This window comes from Halocynthiibacter sp., from assembly GCF_049608145.1.
Lineage (GTDB): Bacteria > Pseudomonadota > Alphaproteobacteria > Rhodobacterales > Rhodobacteraceae > Halocynthiibacter.
On sequence record NZ_JBMYXF010000005.1, the window covers coordinates 48,173 to 64,029 of the forward strand.

The following is a 15,857-nucleotide window of genomic DNA, read 5'->3' on the forward strand; positions in this document are numbered from 1 at the left end:
CCTGTGTGATAACCGTTCAAAACACGGATAAATCCACAGGCAATGCAGGCACTTCGCGATAATCTTTCTTCTGTTTTCGGGTTTTCGGATTTCCGCCCCGGTCAGGCCGAGGTGGCCGAGGCCGTCTATAGTGGTGAAAATACTTTGGCTATCATGCCAACGGGTGGCGGGAAATCGTTGTGTTTTCAACTGCCTGCCTTGTTTCGTGATGGCGTAACAGTTGTTATTTCCCCCCTGATTGCTTTGATGCGGGATCAGGTGCGCGCTCTGCGTGAAGCCGGGGTTGAAGCGGGTGCGCTGACATCTCAGAATACGGACGAAGAAACGGATGCCGTGTTTGATGCGCTGCGTGATGGGCGTTTAAAGCTATTGTATCTTGCACCGGAACGCCTGGCGTCAGGTGCCACGCAAAATATGCTGCAACGTTCGAACTGCACCATGATCGCGGTGGACGAAGCCCATTGTGTCAGTCAGTGGGGGCATGATTTTCGCCCGGATTATCTGCGTATCGGCGAGCTGCGGAAACAATTGGGCGTACCTTTGGCCGCCTTCACGGCAACGGCGGATGAAGAAACCCGGGCTGAAATTGTCACGCGTCTGTTTGATGGCGAGGCCCCGAAAACGTTTTTGCATGGGTTTGACCGACCCAATCTGCATTTGGCCTTTCGTGCGAAAAATCAGCCGCGCAATCAGATCCTTGAATTTGCTGCGGCGCGCAAAGGGCAATCGGGCATTGTGTATTGCGGCACACGGGCCAAAACTGAAAGCCTGGCGAAGGCCCTGAATGATGCGGGACATGTCGCTTGTCACTATCATGGTGGTATGGAAGCGGATGACCGTCGATTGGTCGAAAATCGGTTCCAGCGCGAAGATGGTCTGGTGGTGGCGGCGACTGTGGCCTTTGGCATGGGCGTGGATAAGCCTGATGTGCGTTGGGTTGCCCATGCGGATCTGCCCAAATCTATCGAAGCATATTATCAGGAAATCGGGCGTGGCGGGCGGGACGGTGCGCCGGCGGAAACTCTGACGCTTTACGGATCTGATGACATTCGTTTTCGCCGCACCCAGATTGACGAAGGTCTTGCCCCCGCTGAACGGCGCATGGCAGATCACGGGCGTCTAAATGCGTTGCTGGGGCTGGCGGAATCACTGGCGTGTCGGCGGGTAAAGCTGTTGGGATATTTCGGTGAAGATGCGGAACCCTGCGGAAACTGCGATTTGTGTCAAACCCCTCCGGAAACCTTTGACGGCACCACCGCTGTGCGCAAAGCGTTATCTGCAATTTTGCGCACTGGTGAATATTTTGGATCCGGGCATCTGATCGAGATCCTGCTGGGTAAAACCACGGATAAAATTGAACATCACGGACATGAAAAATTGCCGACATTTGGCGTGGGGCAGGAATACACGCGCCAACAATGGCAGGGGATTTTCCGTCAGATGATGGGGCATGATCTGGTGCGCCCTGACCGTGAACGTTTTGGTGCGCTGCGCATGACCGAAGCCGCACGTCCATTGTTGCGTGACGAAACCACGATCGAATTGCGCAAAGACAGTATCCGTAAATCGACTTCCCGTAGGCCGGCCGTCAAAACACTGGTCAGTGAAGATGACGCGCCACTGTTGTCCGCATTGAAAGCTAAGCGCCGTGCCTTGGCAGAAACCGCGAATGTGCCTGCCTATATCATTTTCAATGATAAAACCCTGATTGAAATGGCAGAAACACGCCCGGCCAATCTGGATCAAATGGCGCAGGTGTCGGGCGTAGGGGCGAAAAAACTGGAAAGCTATGGCGCGGCCTTTTTAGAAGTTATCGCCGGGGAAAAGCCTGCAGATATGCACCCGGTGCGCCGTTCAATGGCGGGAAAACCTTCTGGTGAATTGTTTGATCGGTTGGCGCAGGTACATCTGGATCTGCAGCGCGGCGAAGATGGGATCGATAAACCGGTTTCCTGCAGCCAAAGCACCCTGCGCCAGATCGCCGAGCGTCGCCCAGGAAGCATCGCGGCGCTTGCAAGTATTCCGGGCATGGATGAATTGCGGACAGACCGTTTCGGGACCGCATTTCTGGCTGAAATCAGTATCGGTTAACGGGCTTCATCCTCTTCGAGAGATGCGCAGTTTTCCGGGACGGCGTCCTGTATCTGTTCAATGATAAGGGCTTTTTTTAAGGGTTTTGTCAGATAGTGTGTCACACCGGCGGCGAAGATGGAATCTGAATCGCCGTCCATTGCGTGGGCTGTCACGGCAACGATTGGCACAGGGGATTGCCCCGTTTCGTTTTCCAGACGTCGGATTTCTGCGGTGGCCTGTTTGCCGTCCATCTTTGGCATGGAAATATCCATGAACATCAGATCAGGCTTGAAATCTTGCCAAAACGCCACGGCTTCCAGCCCGTTTTCAGCGAATTTCAGATCAATATTCAGAGTTTTCACCATTTTACTGAACACCAGTCGGTTGGTTTTATTGTCTTCCGCCGCAAGTACGCGCATTTTTCGGGGCAATTGCACGGTGGGTTCAGGTGTGGGGTTTTCAATTTTGGGCTCTGCATCCGGTAAAGGATCGACCTGTTCCGGTGTATTTTCGATGGATGATGGCAAGGGATCGGGGGGGATTGCAGTGTCACTGCCAGGGGCACATTCTTCTGTTTTATGCAGGCCCGCGATAATTTTGTTATTACTGAGTTCGGGGGGCAGAAAGGGCAGGGGAAGTTTCAGACCAAAACATGACCCTTTACCGACAATGGAATCAACCCAGACATCGCCGCCCATCAGCTGGACCAGTTCCCGGGTGATGGCCAGACCAAGACCCGTGCCATCAAAGCTTCGGCTGTGTTCGTCTTCTGCCTGATTAAATTCACCAAAAATATGGTCAAGCTGGTCAGGTGGAATGCCGATGCCTGTGTCTTCGATTTCAATCCGCAGCAACATACGTTCTGAATCCGCGGTTTCAACGCCTGCGACCCGCAGTATCACCTGCCCTTCCAATGTGAACTTAATGGCATTGCCAAGAAGATTGATCATCACCTGACGGATGCGCCCGGGGTCTGCGATGAATTGTCGTGGCAGATCATCTTCCCATTGCAGAGACAATTTCAGGCCCTTGTCGGTTGCCGTTGGGCGCAGAAGGGTGCAGATTTCATCCAATGTCTGGAATAGATCAAAGGGTTCCGGGTGAAGTTGCAGCTTTCCGGCTTCGACTTTGGAATAGTCCAATACATCATTGATGATAACGATCAGGGCCTCGCCAGAGCTTTTAATTGTATCCACATAAAGCTGTTGTTCGTCATCCAGTTCGCCTTCCTGCAACAGATCCGCCATACCAACGACGCCATTCATAGGGGTGCGTAATTCATGGCTCATGTTGGCAAGGAAAGATGATTTGGCCCGATTGGCGGCTTCGGATTTGTCGCGGGCTTCTTTCAATTCCTGTTCATATCGGATCGTGGCGGTGATATCATGGGCCAAGGTTACCGTGTCGCCATTCGCAGCGCGACGGTCAATGACCTTGATAAACCGCTGGTTCCACAATTTAACGATAATGTCGGGTGGACTGGACAAAAGCCAGCGTTCAAGCATTTCAGCCTGCCATTCTGAAGGGTGCTTTTGGCCAATATCAATAGCGCCTTCTTCCGCCAGAAGTTCCACAAGACGGCTGTAACTTGCGCCTGGCTGCGCTTCTTCCAGCCCGTCAAAAAGCTGGATGAAATTGTCATTCGCCGTAATCAATCTTTGCGCGCTGTCAAACACTGCGAAACCATCCTGCAGGGTTTGGATCGAATTCCAAAGGCGCTGTTCAGCGGTGTCTAGGTCTGATCGCACCTGATGATTTTCACCCTTTAGATGTTCTGCCTCTTCGCGCAGATGTTCGGCTTCTTCGCGTTTTTCGATGATCTGATCGGACAGTTGCAGGGCGTGTTGCCCCAGGCGTTTGTTGGCGTCAAAAAGTTCTACCTGCTTGAGTTCAAGCAGACGCTCGGCGGCAAGGCGACCGCGGCGTTCATGTGCAAGCTTTTCTGACAGGCTCACCCTGTGTCTCCTGGAATGACAGATATTCGGGTCAAACTCTCAGATCAGGGTGAATAAGCTGTTAATCCGACACTGAAACATGCCGGATTAACGCATATTTTTCTGTAAAACATGCCCCAACCGCCCAAGATGGGTGTTTGGGGAAGTGCCCATTTACAGGCGTTCAATCGCCAGTGCGATGCCCTGACCGCCGCCGATGCACATGGTGATCAGCGCGCGTTTTCCGTTGATACGTTCCAGTTCGTACATCGCTTTGATGGTGATGATCGCCCCGGTTGCCCCGACGGGGTGGCCAAGTGCAATTGCGCCGCCATTTGGGTTTACCTTTGCCGGATCAAGGCCCAGTTCTTTGTTCACGGCAATCGCTTGGGCTGCGAAGGCTTCGTTGCTTTCGATCACGTCAAAATCAGAACCCGTCAGACCCGTTTTTTCAAACAGTTTTTGAACGGCGGGCACTGGGCCAATGCCCATCACTTCTGGGCGCACCCCCGCGTGGGCATAGCCAAGAATACGCGCCTTTGGTTTAAGGCCCGCGCGTTCGGCAGCATCTGCCGTTGCCAGAACCATCGCTGCTGCACCGTCATTGATGCCGGACGCATTGCCCGCAGTCACCATGCCGTCTTTCTTGAAGGCTGGGCGCAGACCTGCGAGGGCGTCAGCTGATGTGGCTTTCGGGTGTTCATCCGTGTCAAATGGCACCATGTCACGTTTTACGCGTACATCAATTGGGGCGATCTGGCTGGTGAAATGGCCTGCTTCGATTGCGGCCTGGGCGCGGGACTGGCTGGACAGGGCGAATGTATCCATGTCCAGACGGGTGACGTCGTGTTCCCCCGCAACATTTTCTGCAGTAATGCCCATATGACCGCTGCCAAAGGGGCAGTTCAGCGTGCCAAGCATCATATCAAGAGACGTCACATCCCCCATTTTCTGACCAAAGCGGGCGGCCGGCATAATGTAAGGGGCGCGCGACATGCTTTCGGCACCACCGGCCAGGGCAAATTCGGCATCACCTAGAATCAAGGACTGATATGCAGATACAATTGCCTGTGCGCCTGATCCGCACAAACGGTTCACATTCATCGCGGGCACACTGTCAGGTACGCCGGCCCCCATGGCCGAGACGCGCGCCAGATACATGTCTTTGGGTTCTGTGTTGATCACATTGCCATACACCACATGACCGATTTGCGCGCCATCAACGCCCGAACGTTCCAGTGCAGCTTTGGCCACATGTGTGCCAAGGTCAGTAGGGGTCAGTGCGGCAAGGCTGCCACCAAATGTGCCGATTGCTGTACGTGCGCCGTCAAGAATTACGATATCTGTCATTGGGGGATCCTCCGAAAGTGGTTGCCCCCTGTCTAGGGTCTGATGGCGAGGTGAAAAGTATTACGCTTCGTCACGTGCTTTGGAACGCTGCGGCGGTGCTTACAATGATCGTTTTGCCAGCAGGGCCAGCTGTTGTTTCATTTGCTGTGCATTGTCGCCCAGTTCGGCCATCAGTTCAGCTTGGTAAGCATTCGCAAGTGGGGTGATTTGCGCCACAATATTACGCCCCTGATCGGTCAAGGTCAGTTCCAGCAGGCGGCGATCTGTAGGGTGGGCGCGTTTGTGGATCAATCCGCGATCTTCCAGACGGCTGGCGGCGCGGCTTATTTTCGATTTATCCATATCGACACGCTGGTGAATTTCACGCACAGACACCGTGCCAGATGCGCTGAGATGGGCCAGAACACGCCAGTCCGGCACCGTCAGGCCAAAGCGTTCGCGATATTCCTTTTCGAACCGGCGTGAAACACGGGTTGATGCAACAGCAAGCTGGTAGGGCAGGAAGTCTTCTAAGATAAAGTGAGGTATGGGTTCAGACATTCTTGTTATTTTCTTTGCTCTTCTTCAGATGTGGGTGAATATCCCCGCATCTCAGGGCAAGTATAACAGCTAACAGGTCGAAAACCAATAAAGAGGAAAACCAGGGAGAGCTGAGAAAAAGGTCTTGCTGATGAAAAGTATTGCCCCGAAAGGCGGCTCTCCCCTTAAAAGTGCAGTATCGCAACCTGGCTGAATGTGTGAGTTGTGTTACGTGAGTAACGCGATATTTTACGCGAATAACATTCTAAAGCAGGTGGGCTGTGTCTAGGAACCTTTCGATTGCCGACTTTAATATCAACTGGGATCACAAACTTATTGTGACCGGGCTTTCTGTTGTTGTGTTGGCGACAACTGGTCCTTTCGGAACTTATGAATCCTTGTCTTTGCTGCCAAGGTTTGCCTATTGGGCTGCTGCGGTGATTGGTGTGGGTCTGGTTATGAACCTGCTGGCGCTGTTTTCGTTGCGTGTGTCGTTCATCTGGAAGCAGCCTTGGTATATGCGCATGCTGATCTGGGTAATCGTTGGTGCGGTTCCTGGCACGTTGATAATGTCTTCGCTGGGTGTGATCTTTCTGGGGCATGACACATTGCTGCATGTGCCAATACATCGGTTGTATTTCAAACTATGTGTCATCAGCACGGCGATTGCTTTGGTTGATCTCCGGCCTTTCGCGATGGTGCATACACCCGTGTCTGTGCCACCTGAACAGATGGATCCCCCCGTAATTGTGTCCCCCGATCAGGCGCGGATTAGGCAGTTTCTAAACCAACTGAAGCCGGATCTCGGCAATGATGTGATCTCGATCTCGATCCAGGATCACTATCTTGATGTGACAACGACACAGGGCAGTGATCTGATCCATGGCCGTCTGTCGGATGCTGCGGAAAAATTGGAAAGCTTGCCTGGTGTGCGTTTGCACCGATCTCATTGGGCAGCCGTGGCCCATATTCAACGTTTGCATCGCCAGGGAACAGGGCACGTTGCCTGTCTGTCAGACGGGCGTGAGCTACCGGTCAGTCGCAGTCAGTTGCCTGATGTAAGATCGGCGTTGGGCTTGTCCTGAAAACACATATTTTCGACCGTGTGGTCGGTTCATATTGACTTCGTTGCATTTGCAACGATATGAAGGAGGCAAGTCAATTAATGCATTCTGTGGTTGGGAGGCCCTGATGACACAGCAAACCCGTATGAATATTGCCCCTTCTCTGCCTGGCGCACATGAAGGTTACATGCCTGGATTCGGCAATGATTTCGAAACCGAGGCCCTGCCAGATGCATTGCCGCAAGGTATGAACAGCCCGCAGAAATGTAACTATGGTCTCTATGGTGAACAGTTGACGGGCACGGCCTTTACCGCCCCCAGCCACCAGAACGAGCGTACCTGGTGTTATCGCATTCGACCATCCGTAAAGCATTCTGCGCGGTACGAAAAAATCGACATGCCATATTGGAAGTCCGCGCCAAATGTGGATCCTGATGTGATCTCGCTTGGTCAGTACCGTTGGGATCCTGTGCCGCATTCTGATGAAAAACTGACCTTCGTAACAGGCATGCGCACCATGACCACGGCGGGGGATGTGAACACCCAAGTTGGCATGGCGACACATGTGTATCTGGCGACCGAAACCATGGAAGATGATTACTTCTTCTCGGCTGATTCTGAGATCTTGGTCGTGCCGCAAGACGGTGTTCTGCGGTTTTACACCGAACTGGGCATTCTGGACGTGGCCCCACAGGAAATCGCGATCATCCCGCGTGGGCTTTTGTACCGTGTTGAGGTGGTTGAAGGTCCTGCACGTGGTTTTGTTTGTGAAAACTACGGGCAGAAATTTGAACTGCCAGGTCGTGGCCCGATTGGGGCGAATTGCATGGCGAACCGTCGTGATTTCAAATCACCTGTGGCCGCTTGGGAAGATCGCGAAGTGCCGTCTACCGTGACCATCAAATGGTGTGGTCAGTTCCATAAAACCCATATCAATCAATCCCCTCTGGATGTTGTGGCTTGGCATGGCAACTATGCGCCTGTGAAATATGACCTGAAAACATACTGCCCCGTGGGTTCCATCCTATTTGATCACCCCGATCCGTCGATCTTTACCGTTTTGACCGCGCCATCCGGGCAGCCAGGCACCGCGAACATTGATTTCGTGCTGTTCCGCGAACGTTGGATGGTCATGGAAGACACCTTCCGTCCGCCTTGGTACCACAAGAACATCATGTCCGAATTGATGGGCAATATTTACGGTCAATATGATGCCAAACCACAGGGGTTCATCCCGGGTGGCGTGTCGCTTCACAACATGATGATCCCACATGGCCCGGACAATGATGCGTTTGAAAAAGCCTCTAACACAGAGCTTGGGCCAGAAAAACTCGACAATACTATGTCGTTCATGTTCGAAACCCGCTTCCCGCAGCATATCACTGCCTTTGCCGCGAATGAGGCACCTTTGCAGGACGATTACATGAGCTGCTGGGACGAGATCGAGAAGAAATTCGACGGCACGCCTGGGAAAAAATAAACGTGATGAAGCTTTACAGTTATTGGCGTTCGACCACCTCCTTTCGTGTGCGCATTGCGTTGCACATGAAAGGTGTCGCGTTTGAAACCCTGCCGGTGGACCTGGTGAAGGGCGAACAGCGCGCGCAAGATTATCAGGCGATCAATCCCGGTAAGGGCGTGCCTGCGCTGGTGTTGGATGATGGTACGGTTCTAACGCAATCCTTGGCGATTTTGGACTACCTTGAACGTGTGTATCCAGAACCAGTCTTGCTGCCCGCTGATCCGATTGAACGCGCAAAGATGCAAGCGGCTGCGCACGCCATCGCCTTGGATGTTCACCCGGTGAATAACCTGCGTGTTGGCGGGCAGTTAAAGGCGCTGGGGCGCAGTCAAGACGAGGTCGTGACCTGGATGAATCATTGGATGACAGAAGGCTTCACCGCCTTTCAATCCATGATCAAAACAGACACTAAATATGCCTTTTCTGATGTTCCTAGCCTTGCTGACGTCTGTCTTGTGGCGCAACTTTATAACGCCCATCGCTGGGGCACCGATATGAAACCCTTTGCGCGTCTGCTAGAGATTGAACAGGCCTGCTTGGCACTGCCCGCCTTTGATGCGGCGCGCCCTGAAAACCAGCCCGACGCGGGTTAAGAACTTACTAAGGAAACGCGAATGTCCGAACTGATGAAATCTTGGGTTGAAAGCGCCAATTCTGCTGATTGTCCCTTTCCCCTGAACAACCTGCCGTATGGCGTGTTTACCACTGGCGACGAAGACCCGCGTTGCGGCGTTGCCATTGGGGATATGATCCTTGATGTGGCCTATCTGGAAGAAGAAGGCGTGATTGCCCTTGATGAAGATGGCGACGCGATGCTGGATCTGCCCTTTTGGAACGAAGTCATGGAGGCCGGTCGCGAGACCTGGGACGCCCTGCGCGCCCGCCTGATCGACATCCTATCTGCAGATGGCGATACTGTTCTGCGCGATGACGCCGACATGCGCGCCCGTGCCTTTGTGGCGATTTCTGATGCAGAAATGCACCTGCCGTTTGTCGTGTCCGAATACACGGATTTCTACGCGGGTAAACAACACGCGCAAAACATGGGTGCGATCCTGCGAGGCTCCCCTGATTTACCTGCGAACTGGCTGCATATTCCAATCGGATATAATGGCCGCGCGTCGTCCGTTGTGGTGTCCGGCACCGATATTCACCGCCCGCTGGGTCAAAGCAAAGCGCCAGATGCGGAAATGCCGTCTTTTGGTCCATGTAAACGTCTTGATATCGAACTTGAGATGGGCGCGATTGTTGGTACATCTTCCGAGATGGGCCAACCGATCACCGTTGATCAGGCCGATGATATGATCTTTGGCTATGTCTTGCTGAACGATTGGTCCGCGCGTGACATTCAGGGCTGGGAATACCAGCCGCTTGGCCCATTTCAGGGCAAGGCTTTTGGCACATCCATCAGCCCTTGGATTGTGACTTCCGCCGCGTTAGAACCTTTTCGTACGGAAACGCCCGCCCGCGATAAGGAACTTTTGCCTTACCTGAAAGAAAGCAAACCGGGCCTGTTTGATATCGCGCTTGAGGTCACGATGCAGCCTGAAGGTGCCGACAAAGCGACCACCGTGGCGCAGACCAACTACAGCCGCATGTATTATTCCGCAGCCCAGCAGCTGTGTCACCACGCCGTTGGTGGCGTGCCGATGAATGGCGGGGATCTGTTGGGATCCGGCACGATTTCCGGTCCAAATAAATCGGAATACGGATCCTTGATGGAACTGTCCTGGGCCGGTCGTGAACCCTTTACGCTTGATACCGGCGAGACGCGTACATTCATCGAAGATGGTGACACGCTGACCCTGAAAGGGGCCGCCAAAGGCAATGGCTATCAGATCGGTTTCGGTGATTGTGAAGGCAAAATCTTGCCTGCGATCAAAGGTTTTCCGCAGGAATAGACCCACATGAAGCTTCGCATTGACCATATCCAGCTTGCCATGCCGAAAGGTGAAGAGGCCCGTGCGCGTGCCTTCTGGCATGGTGTGTTGGGTCTTGTGGAGATCGAAAAACCCGCGTCCCTTCAGGGGCGTGGTGGGTGCTGGTTCCAACTGGACGGAACGGAAATCCACCTTGGCGTGGAGGATGCGTTTTGCGCTGCAAAAAAGGCACACCCTTGTTTTGTGGTGGATGATCTTGCGTCGGTTGAGGCCAAGATCAAAGCTGCTGGCCACGTCATTAAATCAGATGCGCCGATTGCCGGGCGGGACCGTTTCTTTACGGAAGATCCCTTTGGCAATCGGCTTGAATTTATTGCGTTTGAGGTGGCGAAATGACCTTATTGGATCGGCGCAATCGCCGCCTGCCAGTCTTTCACGACCTCAAGCGGATATGTCAGCATCATCACGTTCAGCGCCAAACCGTCGCGGATCATGAACATGGTGAAAACCTCGAATCCGATCACGATCAGCAGGCTTGCCCAGATCGGCAGACGTTTTGCCAACCAAAACCCAAGGATCATCGCGCCAATATCCGCCATGGAATTGACAACACTGTCCCCGAAATAATCGAGCGAAATCGTGACCGTGCGATAATGTTCAATCACGGCGGTGGTGTTTTCGGAAATCTCCCAAGCGGCCTCAATCAGGGTGGCAATCAGCAGACGCCAGCCAAGGGGCATACGGCGGGCGACAAGCCACAAGAAACCAAAGAAGATAAAGCCGTGGATCAGATGGCTGGGCGTGTACCAGTCGGTCAGGTGCTGGGATCCTTCAGAACTGAAGGTTTTACCCCACCAAAGTTTAACGGAGCCACATTTACAAATCGGCTCTCGCCCCATCCACAAAAGGATGGCGGCGGTGGCCAGAACAACAAGGGCGGTGAGAAGCAGGGGAATATGTTTTTTCTGTATCATGGCGTCAATCAATCACATGACCGAACGGTTGTAAAATAAGGAAATCCATACCATGGCAAAAGCATTCGCATCCCAAGGGGACATGGAAGACAAGAACATCAGCTTCACTGAAATCGGTGACGGGCTTTATGCGTTTACCGCCGAAGGAGACCCTAATTCAGGCGTTATCATCGGTGATGAAAGCGTCATGATCATCGAAGCACAGGCAACTCCACGTCTGGCAAGTAAGGTGATCGAAGAGGTTCGCAAGATCACTGACAAGCCGATTTCACATCTTGTTCTAACCCATTATCACGCTGTGCGCGTGTTGGGCGCGTCTGAATTTAACGCGCCACAAATCATCATGTCTGAAGATGCGCGTTCCATGGTTGTTGAACGTGGTCAGGAAGATTGGGACAGCGAATTTCAACGTTTCCCACGTCTGTTTCAGGGGCATGAAAGCATCCCTGGGCTGACCTGGCCGACCACCACTTTTGACGGCATGATGACCGTTTATCTTGGCAAGCGCCGCGTTGATATCATGCAGCTTGGCCGCGCACATACCGCTGGCGACGCCGTTGTTTGGGTGCCGGATGCTGAGGTGATGTTCACGGGTGACATCGTTGAATACCATTCCGCTTGTTATTGTGGTGACGGTCACTTTGCCGATTGGGGCGACACACTTGATAACATTGCGTCGTTTGATCCGGTCTGTATTGCCCCTGGTCGCGGAGATGCGCTGGTCGGTCGTGAGATGGTCGAAGCCGCGATCGAGAACACCCGTGATTTTGTGGAAAGCACCTATCGCCCGGCTGCAAAAGTTGCTGCGCGTGGTGGTTCCCTAAAGGAAGCATGGGATGCGGTGCGCGCCGAATGTGACCCTAAATTTGCAGAATACGCGATTTATGAACACTGCTTGCCCTTTAACGTGGCCCGCGCATTTGACGAAGCCCGCGGCATTGACACCCCTCGCATTTGGACCGCGCAACGCGATCTGGACATGTGGGCAGATCTGCAAAGCTAAGCCACTCTTCGTTGCCTTGCGGATGCGTTTCATTTGATGGGCGCCTGCAAGGCAACGAAAAGACACGCCGGAGAGAGACATGACAAAGATATTTGAGAAACCACTGTACCCATATGAACGCAGCCCGGATCAGGATGCGATCACGCCTGTCCGTCATAAGGTTGTTGTTATTGGCGCTGGCCCTGTTGGCCTTGCTGCCGCGATTGATCTGGCACAGCATGGCATTCCCGTGGTTGTGGTGGATGAGAATGACAAAGTCTCTCACGGATCCCGCGCTATCTGTTTTTCCAAACGCATGTTGGAAATCTCCGATCGGCTGGGCATTGGCGATCGTTTGGTTAAAAAGGGTGTGACTTGGAATAAAGGCCGGGTCTTTAACGGCGAAGACGAAACTTATGCGTTTGATCTGCTGCCTGAAACCGGTCACAAACGCCCGGCTTTCATTAACTTGCAACAATATTACCTTGAAGAATATCTGGTTGATCGGGTGCGTGCATTACAGGCCGAAGGCGCGGATATTGAATTGCGCGGTGGCAATAAAGTGTCTGCCATCGGAACGCATGAAACCCATGTTTCCCTTGAAATAGACACTGTTGAAGGCCCCTATAACCTTGAGGCAGATTGGCTGATCCCCTGCGATGGCGCTGGTTCCCCGACACGTCGAATGCTGGGGTGTGATTTTGGTGGGCGGGTGTTTGAAGACAATTTTTTGATCGCGGATGTGATCATGGAGGCAGACTTTCCAACCGAACGCTGGTTTTGGTTTGATCCCCCCTTTAACAAAGGTCAGTCCGCGCTTCTGCACAAGCAACCGGATGACGTCTGGCGTATTGATTTACAGCTAGGCTGGGATATCGACCGCGAAGAAGAAATGCGACCGGCGAATGTTATCCCGCGCCTTGAAGCGATGCTTGGCAAGGATACGAAATTCCAGCTGGAATGGGTGTCAGTTTACACCTTCCAGTGTCGCCGTATGGATCGGTTCCGTCATGGCCGGGTGTTGTTCGCGGGGGATGCCGCGCATCAAGTTAGCCCGTTTGGCGCGCGTGGCGCGAACTCTGGCCTGCAGGATACGGATAATCTATGTTGGAAGCTTGCCGCTGTAATCAACGGCGACGCGCCGGACAGCCTGCTTGATACCTACAACGATGAACGGGTCGAAGCTGCGGATGAAAACATTCTGAATTCCAGTCGGTCCACCGATTTCATTACACCCAAATCGGGGATGTCCCGTATTTTTCGGGATGCAGTGTTGGATCTGGCGCAAAACAATGAATTTGCCCGCCCTCTGGTGAATTCTGGACGACTGTCTGTTCCGGCGATCCATGACCAATCGCCACTGAATTCCCCTGAAACAGGGTCTTTCCCCGCCCGGACGCGTCCGGGATCTTCTGCGGCGGATGCGCCGACTGATGCGGGTTGGTTGTTGGATCGAATTGGCGGAGAGTTCGCCGTGATGACGGCAGGTTTTGCGGCACCTGAAGTGCCCGAAGGCGTGAAGCAGATCCATATCGCGAACCCGTCACCGGAACTAAAAGAACGATACATGGGGGATGCAGGTGGGGTGACCGTCTTGTTCCGCCCGGATCAACATATTGCGGCGCGTTGGGCAGCACCGTCAGCCACTGATATTTCTGCAGCGATCCAACGCGCGAAAGGAGCATAAGACATGCTGAACACCAAAGCCAATATCGCCGATTATGATGGGTTTTATGCACAATTGATCGAAGCCCATGATGGCTTGGACGATGCTGAATCTCAGGCGCTGAACGCGCGCCTGATCCTGGTACTTGCCAATCACATTGGCGAAAATCAGGTGTTGTCAGAGGCGATTGAACTGGCAAAAACAGGCTCTAAATAGCGGCATTTGCCTATTTCGAGATTTCCTTTACCTTCATGGGCAGAGATGTAATTCTCTGCCCATGAGTTTTGAGACATTTCAACCGATCTCCCCTGCGGAAACCCGCCTGTTGGATGGGCTTTCCTATCCCGAACGCACGGTTTTTGCGGGCGGTGAATTACCTGAAAAAAGTGAGGAAGATTGCCTGATCCGGGCAGAGTTTTTGCGCGCCGTTCTATTAGATCCAGACACAAGGGTGGACGCCAAAGGAATCCGTCTGCGCGGGGCCTGGGTTAAGGGCGCGCTGGATTTGCAGGGGGCGTCACTGCCTTTTGATCTGACCTTTTCCAGCTGCCATTTCTCAGATGATCTAAACCTTGTGAATGCGCAGTTGCGTGGTGTGCATTTCTCGGCGTGTCATTTGACGGGTATTTCGGCTGATAACACCCGGTTTTCGGGGTCGCTTTATTTGCGGGGGGACAGTCGTGTCGAGGGGGAGGTCGCCCTTGCCGGTGCGCGGATCGAAGGGGATCTGCAATTTTGCGGCCTTCGGATCGAAAGCCAGGGGCAAGATGCAATTTTTGCCCCAGGGTTACGTGTGGACGGATCGCTATATTTGGGCAATTACCCTTATTCAGACACTGATTCCGCCCTGTTTTGCGACGGTGCAATTTTCCTGTCTTCGGCCCGGGTCACCCATGATGTATTTATTACCCGTACGTCAATTTCACGCATGGATGAGACAAGTAATGCAGTCTTTGGCGCAACCGAAGAACATGGGGCAGCCATCGCACTGTCGCTGGCGCGTGCCCATGTGCATGGGATCCTCTATCTTTCTGACAATCAGATCAGTTCCGGTATTGTGAACCTTGCAGGGGCGCAGGTGGCACGTCTGCGGGATGAACCGGCGGGGCCGGGGGCGTCGTATCCATTGCGTCTGGATGGTTTCATATATTCGGATTTCTCGCGGCACACGGATACATCAGTTTATGCGCGGCTTGACTGGCTGGCGCGACGCCCAGAGGACATGCCATTTTCTGCGCAACCCTATGAACACCTGGCGTCTATCCTGTCGACCCTTGGTCATCGCAGTGATGCAAAGACGGTCTTAATGCATAAAGAACGACTGCTGCGGGCGGAAAACAGAAGGTTAATGCACGGCAGCGGGTCATGGCTTAAATATGCGATTTCAGTCGCAACAGAGCCTGTTTTGAGGTTTACAGTCGGGTACGGTTATCGTCCGGCACGGGCTTTGTTTATCTCGACCCTGCTGATCCTGTTCTTGGGCTGGTATTTTGGAAAAACTTGGGATGCAGGCGATATGGCACCTGATGCAGCGCCCTTGTTGGTGTCTGCGGGCTGGGTGTCTGCGACGGAAACACATGCGGATAATCCGGCGGCTTTCTGGTCGGCCCCTGGACAGGCCGGACAAGATTATGAGACATTCCATCCCTTCGCCTATGCCGCGGATTTGATGGTGCCGATTATTAATCTGGGTCAGGAGAGCGCTTGGGCCCCATCCACATCGCGCAGCCCTTGGGGTTGGCACGGTTGGTGGATCCGCTGGTTTGCAAAACTGGCCGGCTGGGTGATCACTGCTTTGGCAGCGGGTGCGTTGACGGGCATGATCCGCAACGACTAGGGACGATTTCAGTGGAAAATGCGTGTTTCAGGACGTCCTGAAGAAAGGCCCGGCCG

At 53.4% G+C, this 15,857-nt stretch carries 14 protein-coding genes; 10 read left to right on the forward strand and 4 right to left on the reverse strand.

Annotation, left to right across the window (positions count from 1 at the left end):
* The first annotated feature begins 42 nt into the window (after positions 1 to 42).
* A complete protein-coding gene (gene recQ, locus ACPGUT_RS03110) occupies positions 43 to 2,091 on the forward strand; it encodes a DNA helicase RecQ (protein WP_423988785.1) in 2,049 nt (682 codons plus the stop codon).
* Here the strand turns inward: recQ and ACPGUT_RS03115 are convergent.
* The 3 genes from ACPGUT_RS03115 to ACPGUT_RS03125 all read right to left on the reverse strand — a co-directional run bounded on the left by ACPGUT_RS03115 (position 2,088) and on the right by ACPGUT_RS03125 (position 5,897).
* Positions 2,088 to 4,028: an ATP-binding protein gene (locus ACPGUT_RS03115; protein WP_423988786.1), complete on the reverse strand. Its 1,941-nt coding sequence runs from the start codon at positions 4,026 to 4,028 to the stop codon at positions 2,088 to 2,090. The two genes, recQ and ACPGUT_RS03115, sit on opposite strands and share 4 nt — an antisense overlap.
* Before the next feature lie 153 nt (positions 4,029 to 4,181).
* Positions 4,182 to 5,357 (reverse strand): acetyl-CoA C-acyltransferase family protein, encoded by a 1,176-nt coding sequence (locus ACPGUT_RS03120; protein WP_423988787.1) that lies wholly within the window; start codon positions 5,355 to 5,357, stop codon positions 4,182 to 4,184.
* A gap of 99 nt (positions 5,358 to 5,456) precedes the next feature.
* Positions 5,457 to 5,897 carry a MarR family winged helix-turn-helix transcriptional regulator gene (locus tag ACPGUT_RS03125; protein WP_423988788.1) on the reverse strand — a complete coding sequence of 147 codons (441 nt, stop codon included), beginning with the start codon at positions 5,895 to 5,897 and terminating at the stop codon, positions 5,457 to 5,459.
* Positions 5,898 to 6,157: 260 nt separating this feature from the next.
* Here ACPGUT_RS03125 and ACPGUT_RS03130 point away from each other — a divergent pair, with 260 nt between their 5' ends.
* The 5 genes from ACPGUT_RS03130 (at position 6,158) to ACPGUT_RS03150 (ending at position 10,738) form a co-directional block, all read left to right on the forward strand.
* Positions 6,158 to 6,961: a LytTR family DNA-binding domain-containing protein gene (locus ACPGUT_RS03130; protein WP_423988789.1), complete on the forward strand. Its 804-nt coding sequence runs from the start codon at positions 6,158 to 6,160 to the stop codon at positions 6,959 to 6,961.
* A 106-nt stretch (positions 6,962 to 7,067) separates the two neighbouring features.
* Positions 7,068 to 8,420, forward strand: a complete 1,353-nt coding sequence (hmgA, locus tag ACPGUT_RS03135) for a homogentisate 1,2-dioxygenase (RefSeq protein WP_423988790.1) — start codon at positions 7,068 to 7,070, stop codon at positions 8,418 to 8,420.
* A 5-nt stretch (positions 8,421 to 8,425) separates the two neighbouring features.
* Complete coding sequence (gene maiA / locus ACPGUT_RS03140) at positions 8,426 to 9,055, forward strand: maleylacetoacetate isomerase (RefSeq protein ID WP_423988791.1); 630 nt, start codon at positions 8,426 to 8,428, stop codon at positions 9,053 to 9,055.
* A gap of 21 nt (positions 9,056 to 9,076) precedes the next feature.
* A complete protein-coding gene (gene fahA, locus ACPGUT_RS03145) occupies positions 9,077 to 10,363 on the forward strand; it encodes a fumarylacetoacetase (protein WP_423988792.1) in 1,287 nt (428 codons plus the stop codon).
* Between the two features lie 6 nt (positions 10,364 to 10,369).
* A complete protein-coding gene (locus tag ACPGUT_RS03150; RefSeq protein WP_423988793.1) occupies positions 10,370 to 10,738 on the forward strand; it encodes a VOC family protein in 369 nt (122 codons plus the stop codon).
* A 2-nt stretch (positions 10,739 to 10,740) separates the two neighbouring features.
* Here the strand turns inward: ACPGUT_RS03150 and ACPGUT_RS03155 are convergent, their stop codons facing one another.
* Positions 10,741 to 11,316 carry a DUF2585 domain-containing protein gene (locus ACPGUT_RS03155; RefSeq protein ID WP_423988794.1) on the reverse strand — a complete coding sequence of 192 codons (576 nt, stop codon included), beginning with the start codon at positions 11,314 to 11,316 and terminating at the stop codon, positions 10,741 to 10,743.
* A gap of 52 nt (positions 11,317 to 11,368) precedes the next feature.
* On the opposite strand from ACPGUT_RS03155, the gene ACPGUT_RS03160 reads away from it, so the two are divergent.
* From ACPGUT_RS03160 to ACPGUT_RS03175, 4 genes are all read left to right on the forward strand, one after another.
* Positions 11,369 to 12,319 carry an MBL fold metallo-hydrolase gene (locus ACPGUT_RS03160; protein WP_423988795.1) on the forward strand — a complete coding sequence of 317 codons (951 nt, stop codon included), beginning with the start codon at positions 11,369 to 11,371 and terminating at the stop codon, positions 12,317 to 12,319.
* A gap of 79 nt (positions 12,320 to 12,398) precedes the next feature.
* Positions 12,399 to 13,985 carry an FAD-dependent oxidoreductase gene (locus tag ACPGUT_RS03165; protein WP_423988796.1) on the forward strand — a complete coding sequence of 529 codons (1,587 nt, stop codon included), beginning with the start codon at positions 12,399 to 12,401 and terminating at the stop codon, positions 13,983 to 13,985.
* A gap of 3 nt (positions 13,986 to 13,988) precedes the next feature.
* On the forward strand, positions 13,989 to 14,180 hold the full coding sequence (locus ACPGUT_RS03170) for a DUF2783 domain-containing protein (protein ID WP_423988797.1): 192 nt from the start codon (positions 13,989 to 13,991) through the stop codon (positions 14,178 to 14,180).
* A 61-nt stretch (positions 14,181 to 14,241) separates the two neighbouring features.
* Complete coding sequence (locus tag ACPGUT_RS03175) at positions 14,242 to 15,801, forward strand: hypothetical protein (protein ID WP_423988798.1); 1,560 nt, start codon at positions 14,242 to 14,244, stop codon at positions 15,799 to 15,801.
* Positions 15,802 to 15,857 lie beyond the last annotated feature (56 nt).